General features: G+C 47.7%; 25 protein-coding genes and 1 pseudogene. 18 read left to right on the plus strand and 8 right to left on the minus strand.

From position 1 onward, the window contains the following. The first annotated feature begins 103 nt into the window (after nucleotides 1-103). The 11 genes from Ga0451573_RS07805 to Ga0451573_RS07855 all read left to right on the plus strand — a co-directional run bounded on the left by Ga0451573_RS07805 (nucleotide 104) and on the right by Ga0451573_RS07855 (nucleotide 11,915). Nucleotides 104-1,351 carry a nickel-dependent lactate racemase family protein gene (locus tag Ga0451573_RS07805; RefSeq protein WP_231683328.1) on the plus strand — a complete coding sequence of 416 codons (1,248 nt, stop codon included), beginning with the start codon at nucleotides 104-106 and terminating at the stop codon, nucleotides 1,349-1,351. 84 nt (nucleotides 1,352-1,435) lie between these two features. Further along, on the plus strand, nucleotides 1,436-1,762 hold the full coding sequence (locus Ga0451573_RS07810) for a YbaB/EbfC family nucleoid-associated protein (protein ID WP_231683329.1): 327 nt from the start codon (nucleotides 1,436-1,438) through the stop codon (nucleotides 1,760-1,762). 40 nt (nucleotides 1,763-1,802) lie between these two features. Beyond that, entirely contained in the window at nucleotides 1,803-2,333 is a 531-nt protein-coding gene (locus tag Ga0451573_RS07815; RefSeq protein WP_231683330.1) for a hypothetical protein, read from the plus strand. 213 nt (nucleotides 2,334-2,546) lie between these two features. Next, nucleotides 2,547-4,751, plus strand: coding sequence for a sigma 54-interacting transcriptional regulator (locus tag Ga0451573_RS07820; protein ID WP_231683331.1), 2,205 nt, complete (start codon nucleotides 2,547-2,549; stop codon nucleotides 4,749-4,751). A gap of 252 nt (nucleotides 4,752-5,003) precedes the next feature. Further along, nucleotides 5,004-6,101: a hydrogenase small subunit gene (locus Ga0451573_RS07825; RefSeq protein ID WP_231683332.1), complete on the plus strand. Its 1,098-nt coding sequence runs from the start codon at nucleotides 5,004-5,006 to the stop codon at nucleotides 6,099-6,101. A 3-nt stretch (nucleotides 6,102-6,104) separates the two neighbouring features. Beyond that, the gene (locus Ga0451573_RS07830) at nucleotides 6,105-7,652 is read left to right on the plus strand and encodes a nickel-dependent hydrogenase large subunit (RefSeq protein WP_231683333.1); all 1,548 of its coding nucleotides are present in this window, start codon (nucleotides 6,105-6,107) and stop codon (nucleotides 7,650-7,652) included. Continuing rightward, on the plus strand, nucleotides 7,649-8,110 hold the full coding sequence (locus Ga0451573_RS07835) for a HyaD/HybD family hydrogenase maturation endopeptidase (RefSeq protein WP_231683334.1): 462 nt from the start codon (nucleotides 7,649-7,651) through the stop codon (nucleotides 8,108-8,110). The genes Ga0451573_RS07830 and Ga0451573_RS07835 overlap by 4 nt, the downstream gene beginning before the upstream one ends. A 27-nt stretch (nucleotides 8,111-8,137) precedes the next feature. Further along, on the plus strand, nucleotides 8,138-9,031 hold the full coding sequence (locus Ga0451573_RS07840; protein WP_231683335.1) for a 4Fe-4S dicluster domain-containing protein: 894 nt from the start codon (nucleotides 8,138-8,140) through the stop codon (nucleotides 9,029-9,031). Then, entirely contained in the window at nucleotides 9,024-9,941 is a 918-nt protein-coding gene (gene nrfD / locus Ga0451573_RS07845; protein ID WP_231683336.1) for an NrfD/PsrC family molybdoenzyme membrane anchor subunit, read from the plus strand. The genes Ga0451573_RS07840 and nrfD overlap by 8 nt, the downstream gene beginning before the upstream one ends. Nucleotides 9,942-10,061: 120 nt before the next feature. Then, on the plus strand, nucleotides 10,062-10,442 hold the full coding sequence (locus Ga0451573_RS07850) for a hypothetical protein (protein WP_231683337.1): 381 nt from the start codon (nucleotides 10,062-10,064) through the stop codon (nucleotides 10,440-10,442). Nucleotides 10,443-10,520: 78 nt separating this feature from the next. Continuing rightward, nucleotides 10,521-11,915 carry a UDP-N-acetylmuramoyl-tripeptide--D-alanyl-D-alanine ligase gene (locus Ga0451573_RS07855; protein WP_231683338.1) on the plus strand — a complete coding sequence of 465 codons (1,395 nt, stop codon included), beginning with the start codon at nucleotides 10,521-10,523 and terminating at the stop codon, nucleotides 11,913-11,915. A gap of 456 nt (nucleotides 11,916-12,371) precedes the next feature. Here Ga0451573_RS07855 and Ga0451573_RS07860 read toward each other — a convergent pair whose 3' ends face one another. The 8 genes from Ga0451573_RS07860 to cotE (Ga0451573_RS07895) all read right to left on the minus strand — a co-directional run bounded on the left by Ga0451573_RS07860 (nucleotide 12,372) and on the right by cotE (Ga0451573_RS07895) (nucleotide 21,191). Then, complete coding sequence (locus Ga0451573_RS07860; RefSeq protein WP_231683339.1) at nucleotides 12,372-12,797, minus strand: hypothetical protein; 426 nt, start codon at nucleotides 12,795-12,797, stop codon at nucleotides 12,372-12,374. A gap of 90 nt (nucleotides 12,798-12,887) precedes the next feature. Next, nucleotides 12,888-14,426 (minus strand): putative amidoligase domain-containing protein, encoded by a 1,539-nt coding sequence (locus tag Ga0451573_RS07865; RefSeq protein WP_231683340.1) that lies wholly within the window; start codon nucleotides 14,424-14,426, stop codon nucleotides 12,888-12,890. A gap of 39 nt (nucleotides 14,427-14,465) precedes the next feature. Beyond that, on the minus strand, nucleotides 14,466-15,581 hold the full coding sequence (locus Ga0451573_RS07870; RefSeq protein WP_231683341.1) for a YheC/YheD family endospore coat-associated protein: 1,116 nt from the start codon (nucleotides 15,579-15,581) through the stop codon (nucleotides 14,466-14,468). 5 nt (nucleotides 15,582-15,586) lie between these two features. Next, a complete protein-coding gene (locus Ga0451573_RS07875; protein WP_231683342.1) occupies nucleotides 15,587-17,059 on the minus strand; it encodes a YheC/YheD family endospore coat-associated protein in 1,473 nt (490 codons plus the stop codon). Further along, nucleotides 17,056-18,435: a YheC/YheD family endospore coat-associated protein gene (locus Ga0451573_RS07880; RefSeq protein ID WP_231683343.1), complete on the minus strand. Its 1,380-nt coding sequence runs from the start codon at nucleotides 18,433-18,435 to the stop codon at nucleotides 17,056-17,058. The genes Ga0451573_RS07875 and Ga0451573_RS07880 overlap by 4 nt, the downstream gene beginning before the upstream one ends. Further along, complete coding sequence (locus Ga0451573_RS07885) at nucleotides 18,435-19,856, minus strand: YheC/YheD family endospore coat-associated protein (protein WP_231683344.1); 1,422 nt, start codon at nucleotides 19,854-19,856, stop codon at nucleotides 18,435-18,437. Before Ga0451573_RS07885 ends, Ga0451573_RS07880 begins: the two co-directional genes overlap by 1 nt. 144 nt (nucleotides 19,857-20,000) lie before the next feature. Next, a complete protein-coding gene (gene cotE, locus Ga0451573_RS07890) occupies nucleotides 20,001-20,633 on the minus strand; it encodes an outer spore coat protein CotE (RefSeq protein WP_231683345.1) in 633 nt (210 codons plus the stop codon). Between the two features lie 30 nt (nucleotides 20,634-20,663). Next, a complete protein-coding gene (gene cotE / locus Ga0451573_RS07895; protein WP_231683346.1) occupies nucleotides 20,664-21,191 on the minus strand; it encodes an outer spore coat protein CotE in 528 nt (175 codons plus the stop codon). A 275-nt stretch (nucleotides 21,192-21,466) separates the two neighbouring features. Here cotE (Ga0451573_RS07895) and Ga0451573_RS07900 point away from each other — a divergent pair, with 275 nt between their 5' ends. The 7 genes and pseudogenes from Ga0451573_RS07900 (at nucleotide 21,467) to Ga0451573_RS20030 (ending at nucleotide 25,535) form a co-directional block, all read left to right on the plus strand. Then, the gene (locus Ga0451573_RS07900; protein WP_231683347.1) at nucleotides 21,467-22,657 is read left to right on the plus strand and encodes a hypothetical protein; all 1,191 of its coding nucleotides are present in this window, start codon (nucleotides 21,467-21,469) and stop codon (nucleotides 22,655-22,657) included. 109 nt (nucleotides 22,658-22,766) lie between these two features. After that, nucleotides 22,767-22,970, plus strand: coding sequence for a DUF3006 domain-containing protein (locus Ga0451573_RS07905; protein WP_231683348.1), 204 nt, complete (start codon nucleotides 22,767-22,769; stop codon nucleotides 22,968-22,970). 49 nt (nucleotides 22,971-23,019) lie between these two features. After that, nucleotides 23,020-23,160, plus strand: coding sequence for a hypothetical protein (locus tag Ga0451573_RS07910; RefSeq protein ID WP_231683349.1), 141 nt, complete (start codon nucleotides 23,020-23,022; stop codon nucleotides 23,158-23,160). Between the two features lie 291 nt (nucleotides 23,161-23,451). Further along, nucleotides 23,452-23,640: pseudogene (locus tag Ga0451573_RS07915) on the plus strand (IS30 family transposase); the annotation flags it as partial. A gap of 458 nt (nucleotides 23,641-24,098) precedes the next feature. Continuing rightward, complete coding sequence (locus tag Ga0451573_RS07920; protein ID WP_231683350.1) at nucleotides 24,099-24,326, plus strand: helix-turn-helix domain-containing protein; 228 nt, start codon at nucleotides 24,099-24,101, stop codon at nucleotides 24,324-24,326. An 86-nt stretch (nucleotides 24,327-24,412) separates the two neighbouring features. Further along, nucleotides 24,413-24,703, plus strand: coding sequence for a hypothetical protein (locus tag Ga0451573_RS07925; RefSeq protein WP_231683351.1), 291 nt, complete (start codon nucleotides 24,413-24,415; stop codon nucleotides 24,701-24,703). 253 nt (nucleotides 24,704-24,956) lie between these two features. After that, complete coding sequence (locus tag Ga0451573_RS20030; RefSeq protein WP_331459396.1) at nucleotides 24,957-25,535, plus strand: DUF1016 N-terminal domain-containing protein; 579 nt, start codon at nucleotides 24,957-24,959, stop codon at nucleotides 25,533-25,535. The last annotated feature ends 32 nt before the right edge of the window (nucleotides 25,536-25,567 follow it).

Here is a 25,567-nt window from a genome sequence, read left to right on the forward strand (position 1 = left end):
GTTGTTTAGGTAAGCGGGTGCATAGCCTCAGATTTAGCTGCCCAAAATAACGGTGGCAGACTATGCCGCTGATTGGCATTAAAGAGCTCGAGGAGGGAACGTATTGGGTGTTGAGGTTAGTCTGAAGTATGGGGATGAATGGGTTAAAGCAATTATTCCTGAGGCCTGGAGTTTGACAGAGGTCAAGCCAAACCAGCTTCCGGAAGTGGCGGATTTGGAGCAGGAGGTTATTAACTGCATTCGGTCCCCGAGGGGCTGCAGCCCACTTAAGCTAATGGTGGAAGGAATGGAGCAAATTGCAATTGTAATCAGTGACCATACCAGGCCCCTGCCTTCAGGAACTCTGCTTCCAATCCTGTGCAACGAACTGGAACAGGCAGGGATAAAAAGAGATAAAATTACTGTGGTTATCGGGGGTGGGAATCACAGGCCTGCCACAGAAAGTGAAAAGAAACACTTGATGGGGCCCCTGTATGGCAAACTGCAATGTTTCCACAGCGCCGAAACCGGCTACAGGGTGCTGGGGGTCACTACAAGAGGAACTCCCGTGGAAGTCAGCGTTCCCGTGGCAGCTGCAGATATGGTGATAAGCCTGGGCAATATTGAGCTGCACCAGCTGGCCGGTTATTCGGGCGGGGTAAAAAGTATAGCCATTGGAACTGCCAGTAAACGTGCCATCGAACACAATCACAGGCTCACCTGCCTGCAGGAGAATGCAGTCGGTGTCCTTGACGGGAACCTGGTAAGAGAGGATATGGAGGAGTTCGCCCGCTGTACAAAGCTTAGGTTCATTATAAATGTTGTTCTCAATGAAGGCAAAGAGGTTACCGCGGTTGTTGCCGGTGACCCTGTTGCGGCTCACCGTGCCGGGTGTTCTTTTGCGAAGCGCATGTATACGGCTGAGGTTGATTACCCTGCCGAAATAGTCATTGTTTCACCGGGCGGCAGTCCCAGGGATAATGCGGTATACCAGGCTCAAAAGGCTGTCGGTAATGCCTTGAAAGTGGCTGCCAACGGAGGTATCATTATTGTAACGGCAAGGTGCCCTGAAGGCTTTGGCGACCCTGTTTTTGAACAGTGGCTAAAAGAAGCGGCGGGTTTGGCGGAACTGGAAGAAAGAACCCATAAAGAGTTTGTGCTCGGAGGACATAAGGCTGCCTTTATTATAAAAGCGGTTAAGCAGTGCCGGGTTTTTTGGGTTTCAGAAATGCAGGCTGCTGATGTGGCCAGACTTTTTTTTACGCCTTTCAATTCGCTGCAGGCTGCGGTTGATGCAGCAGCCACAGAAGTGGGAGCACAGGCCCGGGCTATAATTATGCCATGGGGAGGGTTGACCTTCCCTTTTTGCTAAAAAATATGGAAAAACGTGAAACAAATCGGGCTGGTCTGAATATAGTTTAATGTGTAGATATCTGAAGATTAGGGGGGCCTTAATTTGCTTGATGACCAATTGGGTAAACTCCTGCAGCAGGCGCAGAAATTACAGTCCGATATGGCCAAGGTTCAGGAAGAATTAAAGAATATGAGGGTGGAAGCCGTAGTTGATGCAGGTACAATAAAGGTAATTGCCAACGGGCGGCAGGAAATCGTTGATATTGTGGTTGATTCTGCAATCATACACCCTGCCAATGCGCAGGTTCTTCAGGAACTTCTGGTCAATGCCGTAAACCTGGCCATGGAAAAGTCCCGCACACTTGCCAAGCAGGAAATGAACAGGGTAACAGGCGGGATGAATATCCCCAATATCCCCGGATTTTTTTAGCGCAGGATTGTTCTGAAAATATTGAGAAGGAGGTCATGGTTTGGAAGACATAACTGCATTGTTGGGGTCCAGGGAGAACGAAAAAGACCTTGTCGACAAGCTGATTAGTTTGCTTGACAGGCAGACAGACCATAAAATAAGTCCAAATGTCCTGCTGGGTATTCTGGGGCTGTTTAATGTTCTCACTATTATGAGCGTAGTCCGGGAAACCCCAGGCAGCGGTGTTAGGCAGGTAACGGATCCGGTGGAGAGCAACGGGGACGCTCAGGCTCAGGCTCAGACCCTGAATGATACATTGGGAAGTTTAATGAACAGCCAGGGAGGCGGGCAGCCGGATTTAATGGGCTTATTAGGGAATCTGGCTTCAAAGAAGAAGATAAATCCAGGCCTGCTGCTTTCATTATTCAGCATGTTAAATCAGGGAAGCGCCGGAGCAAATCAAAACATGCCTGCAGAACCTAACCCCGGCCCGGCTCCGGCATCACAATCCGCAGCTGCAGCCGGTGTGTCTGCTGCACCGGCGCAGTCAACAGAAAACTCCAAAACCGGTGATTATAAAAAAAACTCCTGATGATGAGCAAAACAGTGGACCGGGATTTGAACGAAAAAGAGGACTCGGCCAGCGGCCTTAAATTATTCCTGTTAATATTACTAATGAAAATGATTACAAGGTAGAATGCCCGGAAGGCATTCCCTTTTTTTTAATACCCCAAAAAAGGAATCAGGAAATATTTGTCGAAATATTGTCAAAAAATCAAAAAGGAGAGCACAATGAGGTGTAATAATGAGTGTTGTTGTTACAATTTCAGAAAAGTGCCAAACCTGCTATTCATGTGTGCGGAACTGCCCTGCTAAAGCAATCAAGGTAGAGGATGGGCAGGCCAAAATTGTTGAGGAACGGTGTGTCAGCTGCGGCAACTGTGTGCGGGTATGTGCTCAGAAAGCAAAAAAAATCGATACTATAGATATTGATATGGTTAGGGTATTTCTAAAAACCAAGAATACCGTTGCCATGCTGGCGCCTTCTTTTCCGGCAGCTTTTCCAGGTATTGAGGTTAAGGAATTGTTTTCGGCACTATACGGACTGGGGTTCAGCTCAATAGTGGAAGTGACCCAGGGGATAGAGCTTACAGTTCCCAGATATCAACAGTACCTTAGCGAAAACTGGGGGACTGTTATTGCTTCATATTGTCCTGCTGTGGTAGGGCTTATCGAGAAGCATTACCCAAACCTTATCCCCATGCTGGCACCCATAGATTCAGCTGTAATGGCAACAGCCAAACTGGTAAGATTGAAGCAGAAAAAGGTGCAAGTAGTCTTTATTGGACCTTGTGTGGCCAAAAAAGAGGAATCCCGGAGTGATGAAAGGAATCTGGTCAATGCAGTACTGACATTTCGTGAGTTGAAATGCCTTTTCCGTGAGCAGGGCATTGAATTGGAAGGGGAAAAAGGGTTCCTCCCAGAGTCCGGGGAGTTTCTGCCCAGCCTGTTTCCTGTTTCCGGGGGACTCCTGAAAAACCTTGGCCTGAATAACGAGATTGTTCCTGAACTGTCTGTGGTGGAAGGAAAAGACGACTGTGTGGAGGTTATTCAAAACCTGAGTAACGGTAAAATAGCGCCCAGGTTTCTGGATATCCTTTATTGCAAGGGATGTGTCGATGGCCCTGAGATAGATACAGATGTGGACTTCTTCACCCGCAAGGAACTGGTGCTGCGGCACGCCAAGGCTGCCTGTTCCTATTTCAAAAACGGTATGCCTGAACTGGAGTTAAGCCGAAAGTTTTCAGACCGCTCAGTTCCTTTGCAGTATCCCTCGGAAAATGAAATCCGGGAGATTCTTAAACATACATACAAGACTGCTCCCGAGGATGAACTGAACTGCGGGTCATGTGGCTACAATACCTGTCGTGATAAGGCTGTGGCGGTTTACCAGGGGCTGGCGGAAATCGATATGTGTCTCCCGTACCTGCTAAATAAGTCACGCGGTGAAATTGAGTACTACAGGGACAGGCTCAATTTTCCCCAAGCAACCAGATATATACTTGATACCATTATCGGGGAAAGTCCGGTTATCAGCAGCTTGAAGCGATTGATCGAAAAAGCGGCGGCAAGTGACTCAACTGTGCTGATACAGGGTGAAAGCGGTGTCGGGAAGGAGATAGTGGCACAGGCTATCCATAATATCAGTTCCCGCAGCAAAAGCCCCTTTGTTCCCATAAACTGTGCAGCCGTACCGGAATTGCTCTTAGAATCCGAGTTGTTCGGCTATGAAGAGGGGGCCTTTACCGGAGCCAGGAAGGGTGGCAAGCCCGGAAAGTTTGAGCTTGCTAATGGTGGGACCATACTTCTTGACGAGATAGGGGATCTTCCCCTCAGTATGCAGGCAAAGCTGCTGAGGGTGGTACAGGAAAGGGAGTTTGAGAGGGTAGGAGGGACCCGGGTAATTAAGTTTGATGTACGGGTTATCGCAGCTACCAATAGAGACCTGCGAAAACTTATCGCAGAAGGTAAATTCCGGATTGACCTGTTTTACAGGCTAAATGTGCTGCCACTTTATGTTTCGTCCCTAAGGGAAAGAAAACATGACATTCCTCTTTTGATAGGTCATTTTATTGAGAAGATATCCAAAGAAAAAAACATCTCTCCCAAAATAATTTCTGAAGAGGCCATGGAACTGCTGTTGAAATATAGCTGGCCGGGTAATGTCAGGGAATTGGAAAACATTACGGAACGTGCCCTTTTTCTTACAGAGGGAACCGTGGTTCGTCCCGAATCACTCCCGCCACAGATACAAGTGCTGGGTAAGGACGGGACAACCAATGAATTCAGACCAATGAAGGATGCTGTAAAAGAAGTGGAACGTCGTTTAGTATTAGAGGCCCTGCACAGGACAAATAATAATAAAGTCCTGGCAGCAAGGCTGTTGGGCATTACCAGGGTAACCCTGTATCAGAAAATGAGGGAATATGATATTAGAATGGCTGAATAAGGTCACCAGGGGAGTGACGTTTAACGGGGATTTTTCTGAGTCCAAAAACTACGAGTGTAAGATATTGTTAACATGTAAAGAAACTATACAATGACAATTGAAGATGCCTGTACACTGGTGCGGGATGAAAAACGCATGTACAGTAACTAAACAGAATGGGGTTGATTAACCCCATTTTTCTTTGGCATAAATCTTGCATTACAACTATAGTAAATTTAGTTTTATAAATGCAAGGGGGTGTATTAGAAAGTTATGTTTGAACTGGGCAAGGTTTTCCGGAAAGAGTTTACCAGGAGAGATTTCCTCAAGTACAGTTCAAGTCTGGCAGTCTTTATGGGGCTATCCGAATTATACGTGCCCCAGATAGCAAATGCCCTGGAATCAGTGGTGTCCCGGAAGACACCCGTGATCTGGCTGCATGGAGCTGAATGTACCGGCTGTACAGTATCTTTTGCTAATTCACATTATCCGTCTGTCGCCGAACTGGTGCTGGACACATTGTCGGTTAAATACCATGAAACCCTGATGGCAGCCAGCGGACATGTGGCGGAAAAAGCCCTTGATGATGCCGTCAGGGATTTTAACGGCAAATATGTAATGATTGTCGAGGGTGCGATTCCTACAAAGGACGGTGGTGTTTACTGCAAGATCGGAGGCAAACCCTTTGTGGATATTGTGCAAAAGGTGGCCAAGGGAGCTGCATACAATGTGGCTTTGGGCACCTGTGCTTCTTATGGGGGGATACCGGGTGCAGGACCAAATCCTACCGGCGCTAAAGGCTTAAAGGATGTTATTGGGGGTACGGTTGTGAATATTCCCGGGTGTCCGGCACACCCTGACTGGCTGGTGGGTACAATAGTGAACATTCTGCTGTTTGGCAAGGTTCCTGACCTTGACAGTAAAGGCAGGCCCAGGATGTTTTATGGTAAAGTCGTTCATGAGAACTGCCCGCGGCGCGGCGGATACGAGCAGGGCCAATTTATCAAGAATTTTGGGAGTGAACTTCCGGATATTGAAGGATGCCTGGGAGCCAAAGGCTGCCGTGGTCCGGTCACGTCAGCAGACTGTCCCCACCGGCTGTGGAATTCGGGTACCAATTTTTGTATAGCTGCTGGGGCGCCGTGTGCCGGCTGTGTGGAACCGGAATTTCCGCAAACACCGTTATATGAAGCGGTACCTGAGGTAGCCAAGACTATTAAGGCTCAGGAAAGTGATGACAAGCAGGCAGCTATCGGCACCTTCGGAGCCAGCCTCGGAGGGGCTGTTGTGGGAGCAGCGGCTGCAGCCGGGGGGATGTATTTCGCCAAGGAAAAATCCAGGCAGCAGGCCGCTAAGGCAGAGGAGGTGTAACAATTGGCACAGACTGTAGTCATAGACCCCATAACCAGGATAGAAGGTCACCTTCGCATTGAGGTTGAGGTTGAGGGTGGCAAAGTAATCGATGCCAGGGCTGCAGGGACGTTGTGGCGCGGGTTTGAAGTGATTCTGCAGGGGAGAGACCCCCGGGATGCCGGAGTGCTCACCCAACGTATCTGTGGAGTATGTCCGGCAGAACATGCCCACGCTTCAGTACAAAACCTGGATTCGGCTTTTGGGGCTGAAGTACCTGACAATGGCCGGATAATCCGCAACCTGGTTTCCGGAAGCAATTTTGTGGCCTCACATATCCTGCACTTTTATCATCTGGCAGCTCTTGATTACCTGGATATTATGGCAGTTGCCGGGTATAAAGGGATGGATGCCAATCTTCTCAGGGTCAAGGAAAAAATAGTAGGTCTGGTGAAATCGGGGGATACTTCGCCGCTTACTCCCCGGTATGAGCCTGACCAGTTTTGTGTCAGTGACCCGGAAATAGTAACAACCGCAGTGCACCATTATATTCAGGCCCTGGAGATGAGGAGAAAGGCCCAGGAGATGCTGGCCATTTTCGGCGGCAAAATGCCTCACCATGCCACTTTTGTTGCCGGAGGGGTTACCATAGAACCTACTCCGGACAGGATTGCCTCCTTCAGAAGCCGGCTCTTGGAACTTATTGATTTTGTTAATAATGTATATCTGAAGGATGTGCTTTTATTTGGCACAGGCCCCCTGAAACCCATCCATGACGCCAAGATTGGATTTGGGTGCGGCAATTTTCTGGCCTATGGCAACTTTGACCTGGGCAAGTCAGGTGACTATACTAACCGTTTCTTAAAATCAGGTGCAATTTTCGGGGGTGACATTACAAAAGTTAATCCTCTGGACCCTGATAAGATTGCCGAATATGTCAGGTATTCCTGGTATTCTGATACGACAACCGGTAAACACCCCACAGAGGGGGAGACCAGCCCTGATCCGCATAAGGCAGGCGCTTATTCATGGCTTAAAGCCCCGAGATATGACGGTAATCCCATGGAAGTCGGCCCATTGGCCCGGATGCTGGTTACTCAGGACAAGGGTTTTATGGACCTGGTTACCAAAATCGGAGCCTGGCCTTCGGCTGTGGCCCGCCATGCGGCACGCGCCTGGGAATGCAAGATGGTTGCTGAGGGTATGCTGAATTGGCTGGAGGAACTGAAGCCCGGCCAGCCTGTCTGTGATGAAAAGCCTGTTCCCCCGAGCGGTCGCGGGATGGGCCTGGTAGAGGCAGCCAGGGGCGCTCTGGGGCATTTTGTGGAAATAGAAAACGGTAAATCGAAAAATTACCAGTGTGTTGTTCCCACTACCTGGAACTGTTCACCAAGGGATGATAAAGGAATTCGGGGACCTGTCGAGGAGGCTTTGATAGGAGCGCCTGTTCCTGACCCTGATAATCCCATCAATGTTGTCCGGATAGTGAGATCATTTGACCCCTGCCTTGCCTGTGCTGTGCACCTGATAAGGGCCGATTCCAACGAAATCCGGGAATTCAGGGTTATATGAACAGGGTCACGGTAATGGGTGTCGGTAATGACCTGCTCCGTGATGAAGGTATCGGTGTTCATGTTATCAAGGCTATGGAGGGGCAGCAGCTTCCGGACGGTGTCAAGATCGTCAATGGGTGGGTGGCCGGTATTGACCTGCTTCAGGAAATCCAAAATACTGAGCGGCTGATTATTGTTGATGCTATTGATACTGGAGACCGGCCGGGGACTATATACCGGTTCAGGGCAGATGAGGTTGATGTGATGATTAACCGGCACAAGACCTCTCTGCATCAGGTTGACCTTTTTGAAACCCTGAAACTGGCAAAATTCCTGGGGGGCTATCCGGAGACGGTTATTATCGGAATTCAGCCCCGGGATATTGTCTGGGGCACTGAACTGAGCCCGCTGCTTGCTTCTTTGATACCTCAGATAGTTGATGTGGTTAGAGACGAAATTCGGACCTTCAGAAGTTAAGGACTGACTGTGAAGGGAGTGAAATTTATGGGTATTAACCGGAGGACCTTTTTAAAGATATCCGGTTTGATTGCGGCCGGGTCTGTGGCCGGTGGTCTTATTCCGCTCGGTACAGGCCGCGCCGCCGGCAGTGAACTGACCGGCATGGAAGGGCAGGGTATGCTTAATGATGTCTCTAAATGCATCGGCTGTCTAAGTTGTGCCATTGCCTGTAAAAAGGCCAACGAACTGCCTGATGTCCTGGAGTATTCCCCGGTTACTAATGGAGATAACTGGACTACGGTTAAGTTTTCCAAAGAAGGGGCCGGTGAAACCAGGGTTCCTGTAAACCTTAAGGTTCAATGTATGCACTGCGGCAACCCTAGCTGTGTTGCGGTATGCCCAACCGGAGCGGCTTTTAAACGTGATGACGGGATAGTGGTAATTGACCGGGAGACCTGTATCGGGTGCAAGTATTGTGTTATGAGCTGTCCCTTTGAGGTTCCCGGATTATCTGAGGAAACTGGAACAGTGCGTAAGTGTACCTTCTGTGAGGCAAGGGTGAAAGAGGGCCGGATAACAGCTTGTGCTGAAGCCTGCCCGGCGGGCGCTATCCAGTTTGGCAGCCTTGCTGAACTGCAGAAAAAGGCTGAAGGGAGAGTGGCTGACCTTAAGTCCAATGGTTTTCCCAATGCAGCCCTGTATGGCAATGCAGAACTGGGCGGGCTCAGAGTACTTTACCTGCTGCCTGATACACCGGAGGTCTGCGGTTTGCCGGACAACCCCCGGCAGGCTAATGGGGATTCAATCCTGAAATGGCTTACAGGACTTGCCATGGGAGGATTTCTGGTGGCTTCTCCCATCAGGAAAATGTTCAGTGACAGCCCTATGGATGAACATGAAGAGTCCGGATCAAGAGAGGGGGAGAACGGGAATGCCTGAAGGAATTAACTGGGGACTTCCGGTGGCTGTTTACCTTTTTATCGGGGGGATGGCTGCGGCAGCCTATTATATCGGCGTTATTGCTGACATTGCCGGAAAGGGCAGGTATCGGGATATCGCCCGTCTGGGCTCATATTCCGTATTTATACCTATCTGTATCGGCCTTATTATGCTGTTTCTGGACCTTGGCAGGCCATTAAGGTTCTGGCACCTGATTTTCCAGGCCGGACCTCTCCATAGCGGACTGGTTTTCAAAGCAGGTTCAGCAATGTCTCTTGGGGTGTGGTTATTGGGCGCTTTTGTAATCATCTGTGGCGTCCTATACCCGTTGATGTGGCTGGCAGAAGAGAAAACGGGCCGGAGTCTGCCGCTGATATCCGGTCTTGCCGGGAAGGAAAAGCTGAGGCGCAGCATCGGCCTGCTGGGGATACCCTTGGCCGTTTTGGTAGCGGCCTATACCGGGGTGCTGCTGGCAGCCACATCAGTGCCGGTTTGGGCAGACACCCCTCTGCTGCCGGCGCTTTTTATGCTGTCAGCAACCTCTACCGGGATTGCTGCCATCATCCTTCTCATGGGACTGACAGGCAGTAATGACCATGGTATTATGACCCGCCTTGAAAAAGGGGACAGCCTTATTATCAAGATTGAGCTAACCTTTGTAGTTTTAATATTTTTGATATTACTGTTTCTTCCTGACACCTCGGGACTGGTAAGAAATGTGATGTTTGGCAGTTACGCAGTTTTCTTCTGGCTGGGTGTTATCGTAGTGGGACTGCTGCTGCCCCTCAGTATTCAGCGGTACAGCCTGCGCATGCCCAGCGCCAATACCAAGGGACTGGCTGTAATGTCAGCTATCCTGGTCTTGTGTGGCGGGTTTTTTCTCAGATATGTCATCCTGCTTGCAGTGTGAAAAACACTTAAGCCATTTGGACAGCCAAATGGCTTTTTTAATTGGAGGCGGAACGTATTATCCCTTTACTCATAATATGTAATAGATATTTTAAAAATAAATTAGCAGGAGGCAGAGGATATGAGTTACGTTCCCATTGACCCCAATATTGTCCCGCTGCTGCAGGGATTTAGACCTTACCTTGGGGAAAAAGGGCAGGTTGTCACCGATGGGCTGGTGAGCCTGTTCGACGTTATCACCAGCAATTCCGGACAGGAAGCGGTAAAAACTATGAGCAAGGCATTTACATCGTTTGGAGGTGAAGGAAAGACAATTACTTTAAAAACAGCCACAGGTAACCTTACCCTATCACTCAACCTTGTTTTTGTACTATTCCTAATTTTAATCCTTCTCATCCTTTCGGGGAACCTTCTGGCTTTAAGCCACGAAGTTGATGATAATGCTGAGCGCCCTGAGGAGTATGTTGCTGATTCTGGGGATTCGGAAGGTACTCTGGTATAAAATTGTCCGCCATCAAAGTAAAAATACTCATCACTTTACCATGGGTATCCAGTTTTTGCATCAGAAAGGGTGATAATTTTGCGAACAATACCCGCTCTCAAATTATGTGAAATAATGGAGGGCAGCCTGGTCAGGGGTGATGCCAACCTGCCTTTGAGGGGAATCATGTCCAGGTGCTTGTCAGCAAGGCCAGGCTTAATCTATTTTGATATCGCAGGTGGTAAGCCAGGCAATGAGAATATACTTGAAGCTATTAGCAGGGGAGCTTCAGGTATCGTGGTTTCCAGACATAAAAAGACTCTGCCTTTTGAAGACCCGGATATTCTGGTCATAGCTGTGCCAAAAGTTGGGGAAGCCTTTTGGAAGGCCGTAAAGTACTATCGTGACCTGCACGATATTCCCATTGTCGGGGTGACCGGAACATCGGGAAAGACCACCACCAAGGAAATGTTAGCATCAATATTCCGGCTTAGGTGGAAGACCCTGAAAACGATAGGTAATCTGAACCTGCCCCATTATGTCCCGTCTCATATTATGCGCCTTAATTATGGTTATGAGGCTGCTGTTTTTGAAATCGGGATGAACAGGCCTGGGCATATTAGCAAACAGTCACGGGTTATTCGGCCTCGGGTTGGCATTATTACTCATATAGGTGAAGGGCACGTTGAGCACTTGGGCAGTTTTGAGAACGTCATCAAGGAGAAAGCGGGGATAATCGAGGGAATACCGGATGACGGATTCCTGTTGTTAAATGCCGATGACCCCAATACAGAGAAAATAGACTATTCGGGATTTAAGGGCAAGGTTCTTTATTATGGGCTGAAAAACAAGGCCCATTTTAATGCGGGTAACATAACTTTTGACAAGAGGGGAACATCTTTTAAGGCAGTAATAGATGGACAGGAACACGAGTTTTTTATTCCGACTTTTGGGGAGCATAATGTAAGCAATGCCCTAGCGGCAATAGTAGCTGCCCGTCTTCTTGATCTCGATGTTAATATGATTAGAAAAGGCCTTGCCAAGTACAGGAAACCGGCTATGAGACTCCAACTGCTAAGGGGTATCAGGAATAGTACTCTGATAAACGATACGTATAATGCCAATCCCGGTTCAATGATGGCAGGTTTGGAGGTCTTGTCGGCGCTGTCCCGGGGGGAAACAGGCATTGCCGTACTTGGCAATATGCTGGAACAGGGAGAAAATGCCGTGGAAAATCACCGCAAAGTTGGGAAAAGGGCAGCGGAATTAAAGATAGACTGGCTTATTACGGTAGGCAGGCTGGCGAAACAGATCGCCACAGGGGCAGCTTTAAACTCTGACCGGATGAGGATATGGTCATTCCTGCTAAAAAAACAGGCAGTGCAATTCCTTAGGGAAACTATTCCGGAAAGCAGCGTGGTTCTGGTAAAGGGCTCCCGGGGGTCTTATATGGAAACAGTTATCAGAGGATTGAGGAGAGAGAGGAGTCAATAAGAAGTGGCAGATATTTATCTGCCATTCAGCTAATTGGCAAACCCCATGTTTTTTGATTTTAAAAATGTAATAGGGACAGGGGTAGATGAATTCCTCGGGCGGGGCCCCCAATCCGTTACCGAACCCCGGCCTTTTAGAAAGGCCGGGGCTTCGACGGATCGGGGGGACCCCCAGACATCTCCGCCGGCATCCGCTCCCGCTTTGCGGGTCTACCCAAAGGGTACAACGGGCTCTAAGCGCTAAAGCGCAAAGTGCCCGTTCGACCTGCCCGGACGGACGACAGACTCCGCCCTCCGGAACACATCTACCCCTGTCTTACAACATGTTTATAGTTCAAAATTGTTAACTTTGTCAACAGTCTGAGTGGCAGATATTATCTGCCACCTCTTTAATTTCATTAGCTAAAAAGAAAGGGTGCCCCAATTCAAATTGATATGAGACACTCCTTTTTTCTTTCTAAAAGAAGGGACCGAAAAACGGGAAAACGAACGGCAGCAGCAGCAGCCACCATGGGAAGTTTCTGCGGTGCCGGCGGCGATGACCATGACCGCAGCCACTGTAGCCGGCATAATAACCTGCATACATTCCCGGATACATGTCAGGATAGTAGTCCGGATACATTCCGGGATAACCACCGGGATAACCACCCGGATAACCACCGGGATAACCACCCGGATAACCACCCGGATAACCACCGGGATAACCACCGGCATATATTTCCGGATAAGCGCCGGGGAATTCAGAATAAACCCCTGCAACTGCACCGGGCATATGAGTCCCGGGATAAGCTCCGTATATGCCAGGATCACCGATATAGCCGGCAGCCGGCATCATAAAGTTGTAGTTATAATTGACCTGAGGGTTACAACGATGTCTGCCCATCAACTCAACCTCCTTTCTGTTTCTGTAAGACTCTGTATCAATACATTATATGAAAAAGTCATCAGGAGGTTACATTATGGATTACTTACGTCAAGGCGTTGGAAGCAATCCCCAGGATTTACGTATATCAGATGTCTCGTTCCAGTGGCCGCCTGACTTGATGAGGTCCACAACAGGGGACAGGTATGCTGCGTATTTGCTAAAGAGCTGTGTTTTCCTGAGGTCTTCCAGGATTTCATGAAAAATGTCATAAAAGTAGTACTTTTTGCTTTGGTAAAATGCCCTCTGCAGCTCTATATCAGTGAAGTAATCCCTGGTCAGTGACCGGTAATCTGTGGCCACAATTTTGGCCAGGCACAGGCAGCCTCTGGCCATTTCCGGTGAGACCAGCCAACTGCCGGGGGTCCGGTACTCAAAGCCGCCATGAGGTTTAGGGCGGATACTTCCCAGCCAGCCATACTGCCGGCGGCGTCTGGACGACTTGCCGGGATCCTCAATAAGCATCAGGGGTATTGCCAGGTAATTATCGAGAGCCCGCAGCAGGCGGCAGTTAATATTAATATTACTGAAGTGTATGTGGCCTCCTATCTGGTATTTGTCAAAGGGGAGACTGCCGGCGAGCCATTCAATATCCGGGGGAATCAGGGATGCAGCCATCCCCAGGATTTCCCTTATTTTTTTGGTTAGCCTGAGAGGGCACTGATCCGGAGCAGGTCTGACCTCAGCCAGGGGAAAAAATCTGCCCTCCCTATTTTCACTTCTTTCATCATATCCCAGAGGCCCCTCCATTTTAAGAAATTCTGAAGGATAAACAATTCTGCCGGTTTCCGGATGCCTCAACATAAATTCAGGGTCAGCGCCCAGGAGGATACCATTTTCCATAAGGCTGTCAGACCCCGTTTCAGTTCTCTCAATATCAGCAGTAAACCTTTTGGCATGCTCAGAAAAAAGATTTACAGCTTTAAACGGAAGAACAGGGACCGGGGAAATATCCAGGATGACCGGGCGGCCTCTTATGTCAATGGCCGCATGTACCATGCCGAAATCCAGTCCCAAAATATAGATAGCCCGCTGGGCCAACAGACAGGTTTTTACAGTATCCCGGTCCAGGTCGGGAGGGATTTGTTCATATACCCATGAGGGTGTTATGTGGCTGTGCGGGGCGCTGGTTTTTACAGCCACTTTTTTGGTGACCCAAAAGCTGTTAAGGTCAAAGAAATAGATATTGTACTTTTTAATGACATTAACATGCTCCACAAAGAAATCGGCCCCTGATGCCAGGGCCTTGTCAAAAGTCTGAATTAACGCTTCAGTAACGCCCCCGGAGGTCTGGTTATTCCACTTACCCATCAGAGGATAAGGTGAGTTCGGTCCGGGCGCAATGAAGCGGGGACGCCTGATTCTGTTCAATTTGAGTATCTCGAATACCTTTTCCTTATCCAGAGAATTTTTCAAAGGCTGCTTTCTGTTGAGGACAGCCCGGGAAACGTTATCAGGCCCTTCGGGATTCCCCCAGCGGAGGAGGACACTGCAGGCCGTAACCGGGCCGGTCGTTAGGATACAGCCGCTAAATGCATGCAGCAGTTCTGGCTGAGTCAGGCGCTTATCGTAAAGAAAGGCCAGCATCATCGTATCACCTTCCTTTGAGAGTGCCGGCAGTATTTGCTGTCAGACGCGGTTTTGCATATAATCAAGAAAACGGACATAGTGGATCAGGCGGATAAGTGATTTTGCCCGCAGCAGTTTTTCATCAAACCGGAACGGCTTGGAATTGGCTTCGAAAAACCAGGCGTTGCCCTTTACATCAATCCCAATATCCATTTCCAGTTCGCCAAAAGATTGCCTGTAGGCATATTCGATAATCCTGGGAAACAGGAACTCAATTTTTTTCAGTTCTTTTTTGACTTTTTTATAGGAAAAGCCATGATTCTGAGCTGCTTCCCTGATAACTGTATCTGCATGAAATCTGCTTCCCCCGTATAAAATATGGGTGGTGATACTTCCTTCCCCGGCAATGCGTGCAGCTGTACCCGTTTTTCGCCATTTTCCGTTGCGGTCCTTCTGCACCAGGAGGCGCAGGTCAAACGGCCGGTTTCTGAAGTGTGCCAGGGGTATTGTCTGCTGCACCAGATATCCGGACTCCTCCCCGGTTTCCGGCAATTCGCTTAAAATGTCCCGGCAGTTATGTATAATACCTTCCCGAGGTGCCTGATCAAGAGCCTGGTGGACAAAACGGAACATTTTAGTTTCCGTCATGTTAATTTTAAAAATATCGTTGCCAAGGCTGCTGGCTTTGGGCTTAAGATATACCGAGAGATAGCGTGACATCATGTCAGACAGTATGTCCGTGCTCTTCAACTGATGGGTTTCAGGGAGAAAGGCTCTGGTTTTATCATTATTAAATAATATTCTATGTGTTTGCCATTTATCCAGAAAAAATGGGTTGAAAAATCTGGAACCGTATTTCCGCTTTAAGGTATCAAGAATTGGTATGATATCCTCTCTGTTCTCAAGAGTTCTGTTGGGTATCCGGTTATAAATTACGCTGGGAAGGGGGCATATCTGACGTTCCCATTCTCCCGGGTTTGCTTTAGAGTTAAACCGGTAACCCCATACAGCTTTTTTAGACCAGTCAATTTCAAAAGGATTAAATACAAAGGCGGCACATCTCATTTCATTGGCAACTTCAAGGATTTCCGTAAAGGACTCGTTTTGGCCTCCGACGAAAGGGGTAGTGCCGGGCCGCGAAATAGTAAGAATGCCAAGAAGCGGACCAATTTCCAATGGCATTACCCTCCTTTGGTCTGAGACGGGTTTAGTGAATGACCATAAAACCCGGCCAGTAATTTTGCGAACTCCAGCGGGCGCATCAGGGACCGCTCAATGACTTTATATGACCCGCTTTTTGATACCAGGGTGCGGAAGGGTTTGGCATTTATTTCGATAAGCCATACTCTCCCATTGTGGTCTATACCCAGGTCAAGTCCCAACTCTCCCCAGGTCATTCCTGAGGCTGTTTCCAGAGCATCAGGAAGTTTTTTTACTGCCTGGCGGATATCTTCACCAATTCCTTCACCTGCCAGGAAGTCGGCCTGAAAAACCTCCCTGAGAACGGTTGTTATGGATTCCGGGTTTCCGCCGTCACTGAGGTTAGAGAGAAAGCTTTCCGGGGCGGCCTTACGGACGTAAATTTTTGTCCGCCGCCAGTTTCCCCACCTGTCTTTCTGAGCCAGTACGCGGATATCAAAAGGGCAGCCTTCATATTTGGCCAGGTGAAGGTCTTTTTGTACTATATAGTCTTTGCTGCCCATAACCGGGGCAAGGGCAGCCAAAAGTTCTGCGAAACCGGCTGCCGAACCGGAAACGGTCTGCTTATCCCTGGTACGGTACATGAATTGGAATTGATCCTGACCGCGCTGCCGGATATTTATTATTCTTCGCCCCAAGCTGCCGGAGGATGGTTTTAAAAACACTGAATGGAATTTTTCCAGGTAATCGCGGATGTCATCAGGACTATAAACGGGTTTGGTCGGCGGCAGATAGGGCGCCACTTCCGGAATATTCTGCAGGAGTGCATGGGTTTCCCATTTATCAAGAAATTTTGGGTTGAAATAAGGCAACTGTGAATGCAGCATCAGCCAGGATTTGGCCTCCTGAATCTCAGGCCTGGATTCGATTGACCTGGTTGGGATACGGTCATAAACGGTGTCAGGCAGGGGCAGGGTAAGGGGCTTCCAGGCCTTAGTTCCGGATATTGGCATCAAATCAGGAATATACCCCGTTACCAAAGAGTTTTTCCAGTCTATGTCTTCAGGACAGAAGACGAAAATAAAGCCTGAGATGTTTTCTGCCGATTCAGCCAGTGCGGCCAAAACTTGCTCATAACTTCCGAATTCTGTATTTGTATCAGGAAGGTGGCTGCGAACTGTAAATAGTCCAATTATCGGGCCGGCACACAGTAGCGCTTTAGCGGGGTAAAATTTAAGGGTAATAACAGAGCCCGGAGGAATCTGGCAGCAGCGGTCGAGGGCCGGAGAAATAAAAATAATAGGTTCACTGTACTCGGTTGAGCACCTGACTGTGCTTACGACTGCCGTGTTCCGCAAGGCGCCTGTCTTAAAATCAATCCCGGTATTTGGTTGAATTCCAAAAATTTTTAAGATTTGGGGTGAAAGATATATAAAATTATCCTGTTCCCCCATTAGTCCTCCCCATCTGACTTTCATCAGCCTGAAGCCTGCTCCGGCGGCCGGGGCTCTCAATTCAAGTCCCTCTCCTCCCTACTGGTGAACCCTGCCACGTGTGCCGCAAAATCCATGGGCAGCTTGATTGCGTTTTGTTTCAGGTATAGCTGGTCTTTAGGGAAGACTTTGTATGAGGGTTTGGAGTTAATTTCGATAATCCATATATTGCCGGTTTTATCAATGCCTATATCAAGACCTATTTCGGCAAAGGTGCCCAGGGTATTTTCCAGGGTTTCTGCTGCTGTCAGGCTTATTGAAAGTGTGGACAAATATGCTTCACTACCGATCCACCCCTGTGTGGTTAAATCACGCCATAGTTTCTCTACATTTTTGGCCTCGCCTCCGGCGGCGACATTTGGAAAAATATTGCCCTCTGATGCTACCCGGGCTACCATAGCTGAGTTAACCCAGCTTCCTGCAGCGTTTTTCTGCATCAGGACCCTGATATCAAATACCCGGCCATTATAGCTGATTAAATCCAGACCCTGCTGCATTACATAAGGTTTTTTATTGATGAAATCAGTAATTTCAATGTCCATCCGGTGAATATCCGTCCAGATGCCTTTGATATTTTTTTTCCGGTTTCGGTATTGATAGCCGTATCCCTCCGGCAGGAGTGATATTTTCATAATGCCCTTTCCCAGACTGCCGTGCACAGGTTTGAGATATACTGTTTTATATATATTAATGAAACTCCTCAGTGATTCCGGACTTTCAAATTTTCCCGTTTCAGGCAGGTGTTCTTTCAGAAAACTGTTTTGGGACAACACCAGGTGGGTTTCCCACTTGTTAAGGAATTTGGGGTTGAAACAAACAATTTCCTTATGGTGTGCCAGAAATGATGTTATTTGTTTAGTGAGCTTTTTTCGCTCATAAGAGCGGAACAGGATTCTATCATAAACGATGTCAGGCAGGGAAAAGGTGTGTACCTTCCAGATGACTGTTCCATCCTGTTCCTGATGCAGGTAAAGTCCTTTAATCTCTCCTGTATCCCTGCTGACCCCCTTGGGGTTAAACACAAAGGCGATACTGCCTGTTTCCTGGCCATATGTCAGAAAGCGCTGCAGTAGTTTGCCTTGTGAGGAATATGGCGGGGTCCTGTATCTGCCGCCTTGGCTGGTAAGGATCCCAATCAATGGGCCGATCCGGACCTGTGAAGGGCCTTCACTTCTGAGCCTTAAACCATTTACCGGAGGAAGATTCAGGCTTTTTAGAGTTCCCATAGAAATTTGCCTTCCGCCGGGAGTAACTTTGACCCTTGCTTCTGTAGTCAGCGATCCTGCTTTTACCGTGATGGTATTACAGGGTACCAGATTAAGTGACTCCAAGTCACCGGGGTCAAAGTATATAACCTGAGAGGTTTCATCTGTAATGCTTAAGTTTATGAAGGCCATTAGCTCTGTTCCTCCTCTTGATATTTATCTGCCTGAGAGGCAAATCCGGAAAGATAATATGCGTATTCCATCGGCCGGGAGATAGCCCGGGCAACGATGCCGTTTGCACCGATACGCCTGAAAACACTCCTGCCCGGGATGGCATTGCATTCGATAACCCAAACCTTGCCTGTTTCATCAACTCCCAGGTCAACTGCTATTTCACCAAATAAGGGATTCCCCTCTGTTGAGATAAAGCCGGCTATCAGGGAGCTCAGTTTCCTGATATCATCCAGGACTCTATGTGTCAGCCGGGGATTGGGGAAAACGGTCTGCAGAACTTCAGTAATTCTCTCTGCATGCCCGCCGGCGTGAATGTTGCTGATGAGGTTTCCCGGGGCAGCGACTCTGGCGGCGCTTCCGGTGCGCAGCCATTCCCCATACCGGTTTTTTTGCATCAGGACTCTGATGTCAAAGGGATTTCCGTGAATTTTTGCCAGCCTGATTCCCTGTTGGGCAATATACCTGCGGCCTTTGATTAGATTATCCAGAACTGTATTCAATTGCGGGAAATCCGGAATAACGACTGTTTTAAGGCTGCGGAATTCCCGGTAGCTGGCCAAATATCCGGAATCTCTTTTTTTAAGCACAATGATACCTTTTCCTGAGCTTCCGCCGCTGGGTTTCAGATAAACTGTACCATGCCGGGCAGTTAGTTTGGCGATATCAGCTGCTGCTGTGTACAGCATGGTTTCCGGCAAATGAGGGCATATATCCTCATGGCCGGAAAGAAAGTTATGAGTTTTCCATTTCCCGAAAAAGGCAGGGTTAAAAAGTTTTGTCCGGGGGTGTTTTCTGAAAAATCTCCGAACCTCTGTCGCCATGCTGCGTTTTTCTCCTTTCGGGAATAACCCACGGTCATAAACGACATCGGGGAAAGGGAAAATTACCTGCTTCCACTGCTGCATTTCCTTAGTGCTGTCTTCAGGTATAGAGCCATGGATGGTCTCATTCTCCCAGTCGATGTCACCCGGAGAAAAAGCGAAACAGACAGCATTGATACGATTAGCGCAATTAATCAATTTCCGGAAAAAAGATGTCTGTTCTCCAAAGGGCTTTAATTTTTTGTTATTTCGGTGGGCCAGAATTCCGATAACAGGTCCCAGGCGCCATGTGCCGGAGGAAGTGTCTGCCAGGAGCGCCATTTTTAACGGGACCGGAAGCAGCAGTTCCCGGCTGGTTCCGGGGTCAATCTGCACTGATGGCAAATTACCCCGGTGGGCGCCCCTGAATCTGACAACCAAAGAGTGATTACCTGTAAGGAGCCTGATTTCTTCATTAAAAGTACACCGGAGATGCCGCAAGAGGTAATCAGAAACAGTTAGGCTGCCCCCAGGAAGCGAAGGTGAACAGGCAAGGTTTATGCTGTATATCTTCGGCAAAATTTTTCCGCCTCTTTTCAGGTTGTAAGATAGTGTTAAAAAACCGAGTTGCTATATATAGTATGTTAACAGTTACTCTGGTGCTATTTCCCCAAAAAAAAAGCGTCGTTCAAAATTTAGAACCAGGACGCTTTTCTAATTATTTTAGTAGTCGTAATCATCATCATCTTCTGGAAGATCTTCATCATATTTTAGATCAAAATAGTAGTTTTTTACCGGACTTACAGCGCTTGCTTCCACAGCCATGGGAGCTGTCAGCTCCCGGCCCTGCACTGTCTCGCTGCTGTCTGCTGCCGGAGGCAATACACCTACCTTTACCTTTGTCAGTCCGAGAACTTCCGCTGCCATCAGTTGTTCGATTTCAACCCTGATAACTGTTTTTTCACCGATGTTTTTCACATAAGCCTTACGGCAGCGCGGTTTCTCAATTATTTTTGCGGAAGCCTGCTGGTTGGAAATAACTTTCTTACCGAATTTATTCAGAGGTATAAATTCAATAAACGTAACGGTGGTCTTTGCGGCACAGGTTTCCTGGTCATATGCATACCAGACATGGACATCATAGTGGCCTTTGACCTGGATGGCTTCGCCCTGAAAGGGTTTATCTACAATTGCTGCTTCATCTATTGCCGAATTTGAGACAAAATTTCCTAAAACCTGGATGATTTTATGTTTTACCGGTATTTCCAGGTCAATAGACCTCTGGTATTTGTAGGTACCTTTTCCGCAAACCGCTTTCGTAATAATTTCCCGCACAACGGGGCGGTCGGTGGTCATTTACCAATCCTCCCTTCAAGAAGTGTTCTGCTATTCGGTTTCGGAGTACACCTGAACATATACCTTTGTTTCCCCGATGATTTCAGCATAAATGCTGAGTTCAACCTCCACCTGGACCTGACTTGCCGCACTGATAATAGTTTTATGGCATTTAGGTGACTTGACCAGTACGGCTCTGGCATCAACCTGACCAATGATATTTTCACTGATAACACTGATGGGAATGACCTCGGTAAATTTAACAGTTTCTTTGGCCACATCTGTTGTCTGGTCATCATTGAAGGCATACCAGACATTAATATCAAATGTCCCGCTGACACGGACACTTTTACTGCCATCCCCAGATATCTCCGTGACCAGCGGTTCGGTGAGTTTCAGCCTGGTTACCGAAGATCCGAGGATGCTTGACGGGATACGTCCAACCGGAATGGCCAAAATCTCTGTATACCGGAAATCCTGTTGTCCTGTCCCGCAGATAGCCTTAGTAATAATTTCCCTGAAAGAAGTGTCTGTAGGAGCAGCCATTTCCTGCTCCAGTTTGCCGCCAACATCGGCCATTAACAATCCCCTCCTGTACAAAATTTATAAATTGAATTATTTATATGATTGGGAAGCATGGGTCTCCCTTATGACATCAGCTCCCTTCGCAGGCCACTTAATACTAATGTATACTATGATACTGACTTGTATATGGTGACACACCTTTGACTCTTTTTTTGACATAATCGGGACATCTCTTCATATGTATTTGTATGTGAATGCAGTCCGGCGGATTTTGAAGCCGGTTTAGTCCGGCCGCACTGCCGCGGCGGTTATCCGGGGAGGTATTTCGGTTGAGAATTATCGGCTTTCGTACCGGCAGGTCCGGTAAAAAAGGGTTCCTGATTATTGTGGTCTTCTGTTTATTTATATTCTTTCTTAGTCGTGGTGTGTACAGTTGGATAAGCCAAATTATTTCTGCTGAATTAAGTTCCGCTTCATTTAAGGGGAAAATAACCATATCTGATGACAACACCCTTGCAGAACTGGACAGGCAAATCGCGGAGGCCGGGATTAGCGGAGACCCGGGGCAGGTAAAAGGTAAGGCTAACCGGGACAGGACCGGGAAGGGGTATCAGCTTGTGGTTAAAAGAAGAAACGGGACCCAGACTTTTTTGTTTGAAAAGCCGGGGGAAATGTACGAACCTGAAACCGGCCGAAGATACCTCCTGAGAGACGGAGGCGACTGCCTGGAGGCAGCAGTTCATGAGGTTGATGGGAAAAGCCCCTATGGTGAGTTCCTCACCTGGACAGAAGTTAACCGGATTTTTCGCAAATTTGACAAGGCCAGGGTTACCGATCTGGAGACAGGGGAGTCATTTACGGTGCAGCGCAGGGCCGGGAGCCTACATGCCGATGTACAGCCTCTGACAGCAGAGGACAGCGGTATCATGAAAAAAATTTACGGGGGCGCCTGGAGTTGGAAAAGAAGAGCTATTGTTGTTGCAGTAAAGGGGCATAGGATTGCGGCATCTATGAACGGAATGCCCCATGGCGCCGGCGCCATAGGCGGAAATGATTTTAACGGACATTTCTGCATCCACTTCCGGGACAGCAGGCTTCACAAAAATAAGGTTGACCTGGCACATCAGGTGATGGTCTGGAAGGCAGCCGGCAGGTTTGATGAAATGCTGGCAGGGGCCGGAGCCGGGGAGGTGCTTAAAATAATGCTCACTGCTGTGGAACAGGCTGATTACAAGCTGGGCAAAAGATTGGTAAAATATGAACCCGGAGCAGGGGCAGGGGAAATTGACAGCGCTCTTAGCGGACTGAGCTGGTTCTCAGCGGGAGAGGTTTCCGCACCATCCGGTGAAAACGGGACTGTGTTTACGGTAAAAGCTTCTTACGGGCTTAAAGACGGTACCCTGGTGAAAAACAGGGAGATAAAATATGAGCTGATAAAAGTATCCGGGCCTTTTCCTTGGCAGGTACGGGGAACCAGTGTTACGGAGATGCTGCGGGAGGCTGAAACGGACAATGGTTAGCCATATCAGGGACCTTTTGTAATGACAAAATAGTCCGGGTGTGCTAGAATAAGTAAGAAACAGGACAAAACACCACGAACTGCCACCGTATGGATTGGAGTGGGATAATTTGTTACTTACGGTTGAAAAAATGGAAGGCTCCTGGGTTATTATTGAGTGGGGCAAAGATACCTTTAGAATTCCCAAGTTTCTCGTTCCCGGCGGTGTCAAAGAGGGTGACCAGATTAAGATTGCAGTCAGCCTTCCCACTGATTCAGCACGTCTGAGGCTGGACAAAGGCAGGCAGGTTATCACAGAAGACCCGGCTGAATAATATCAGTCGGACAGAATATTTCAGAAAGCGGCCTTGGGGGTTTGGATATATGAATAAACTCTGCCGGTTGTGTCTCAGGGAATGTAAACAGGAAAAGTCAGTCATTATTGTAGAATGCAAGCGTTACTGCCCGGCTCCTGTACAGGTGGAATTCAAGTTTAAGTCTCAAAAGAGGAAGGCCGGGAAGTGAAGCATTTTATTCCGCGAAAACCGTATTTTAGCCCCTCAAAAGGGCATTTTATGCCATCTCGACAGGAAAATACGGGAAAAAAGAGAAACAAAAAGAAAGCTGCATAGTGAGTTAACAAACAGGACCTGTCATAATAGATAGGTTTTTTTATTTTCATTGAAATTTTGGGAAATATTATGGAACCTTTTCTGGTAATTACTCATCATTAATTGAAGGAGAGAAAAACTTATGAACCTTCGTGACTTGTTTAGGACCGGTCCTGGCAAAGACAAAGACCCCCAAGCAGCAATTCACCTGGACCAGGAAGATATAACCCGGATGATGAACCATATCAATTCCTACAAAAGAAAAAAGCTGAACAATCGTAGTCCCTACGAAACGTTCAGCTTCTACCACGGAGAAGAGGTTTTACACAAACTTGGATGTTCACCGGTTGCAGCCAATGACATCCTGCTAAAACCAACGCTTCTCAAAAGATAGAACTAAAAACTGCGCCGCCAACCAACCATGCTCATCCATAAAAACAGGGGTGGATTCTCCGATTACAAAAACACCGAGAGGGAGTCGATCTCCGTTTGGTATGCCCATTTTTCTCATGATACGCCAGATAAACGAAAAAATCAAACTGCATATGGGTTACAAAAGTGGCGTTTCATTTTCAAAACTGGCTTTTCGGGTACAAAAACTTCGTTTCGTTTACAAATATTCAGTTGTCGATTATAAAGAGTGCATTTCAATTTACAAAGTGGCATTTCGCCTTTCAATTTAGCACAATTTTAGAAAGCTTTTTGGAGATAGCTATATATATTTCGATATATGCATCTAAATTTCGCATAAATGCGGATTAAATCTTTACAAATGCGTAAAATATATTGTAAAACGCACTTGAAATTTGATATAATAAAGTGAAAGTGAAACTTAGAAAATGGGTGGCTACTATGCGAGTAAGTTATAAAAAGCTTTGGAAGCTTCTTATCGACAGAGACATGAAAAAGAAAGATCTGCAGTTGGCAGTAGGGCTAAGCTCAACAACCATTGCCAAACTGTCAAATCATGAAAATGTCAGTATGGATGTTCTGATTAAGGTGTGTACCATTCTTGGCGTAGACTTCTGTGAAATTATGGAGTTGGTGCCGGATCAGACAATCGAAAGAGACAAATCTTAAGTGTACTTCAATTGCCCGGAGTTTGACCGTTACGCTCGTTTTAACTCGTGGGGTTCGGCGCGCGAAGCGTTCTCCTGGGAAGATTTGTGCAACATTTCGATAGACCTCCCGCCCTTGGCGATTATCAGCGCGAAATCAATGAAATCCTTATAGAATCCGGATTATTGTACACTCTGACACCTGCAAAAGTAGTTGAACGGGTTCTTGAACACAGTACTTTAACACCCGGAGTGGAGAATGATATCGAATCCGTTAAGGAACGAGGGTTAAAAGACTTATTGGAAGAAGCAGTTGTCATCTTTAAGCAGCCTGACCCAGCGGCTCGAAATGATGCCGTGGAAAAGCTGTGGGATGCATTTGAGCGTTTGAAGACCTAATACACGACACTGGACAAGAAAGGTTCAGCGGCGAAAATCGTTACGGATATGAGCGGCGGGCAGACAGAATTCGCCAAACTGTTTGAGGACGAGTTCAAGGCGTTGACAGCTATAGGCAATGGCTTCAGGATTCGCCATCATGAAACCGATAAAGTCGATATAACAGACAGCAGACACTTCGACTACATATTCAACCGCTGTATGTCGTTGATTGCCTCTGCACTTCAATATCTTAACTGAGGGAGGAACACTTATGGGTGACAGCTTAATCCCGAACAACGCGAATGCTTTTGACGAGGTCATTTCCATCATAGAGAATGCCCGCGAGAGTGCATTCCGAGCCGTCAATCGGGAACTCATCAATATGTACTGGGACATCGGCGAGTATGTGAGCCGCCGAGTTTCTGAAGGTGGTTGGGGCAAGTCTGTCGTCAAGGAGTTTTCTGACTTCATACAGAGTCGCTATGTTGGCATTAAAGGTTTTTCTGCGTCCAATATTTGGCGAATGAAGCAATTTTATGAAACATATCACAGCAATGAAAAACTCGCAACATTGTTGCGAGAATTGACGTGGTCGCACAATCTTCAGATTATGTCGTGCAAAACGGACGAGGAGCGGGAGTTTTATCTCACGCTGTCGGTCAGAAACCGCCACTCTTTCCGCGAGTTGAAGAGGCAGATGGACAGCGGCCTGTATGAGCGCACTATGATGTCGGAAATCACCAACAAGCTGATAACCGAACGGAGTGAAGGTTTGACTGCCCTGCGTGACAGCTATGTCCTTGAATTTTTGGACTTACCCGAAAGCCATAAAGAAAAAGACCTTTTGTAGATCTTCTGTTCTATAATCGCGAGCTTCACTGC

The organism is Phosphitispora fastidiosa (assembly GCF_019008365.1).
Classification (GTDB): domain Bacteria; phylum Bacillota; class Thermincolia; order Thermincolales; family UBA2595; genus Phosphitispora; species Phosphitispora fastidiosa.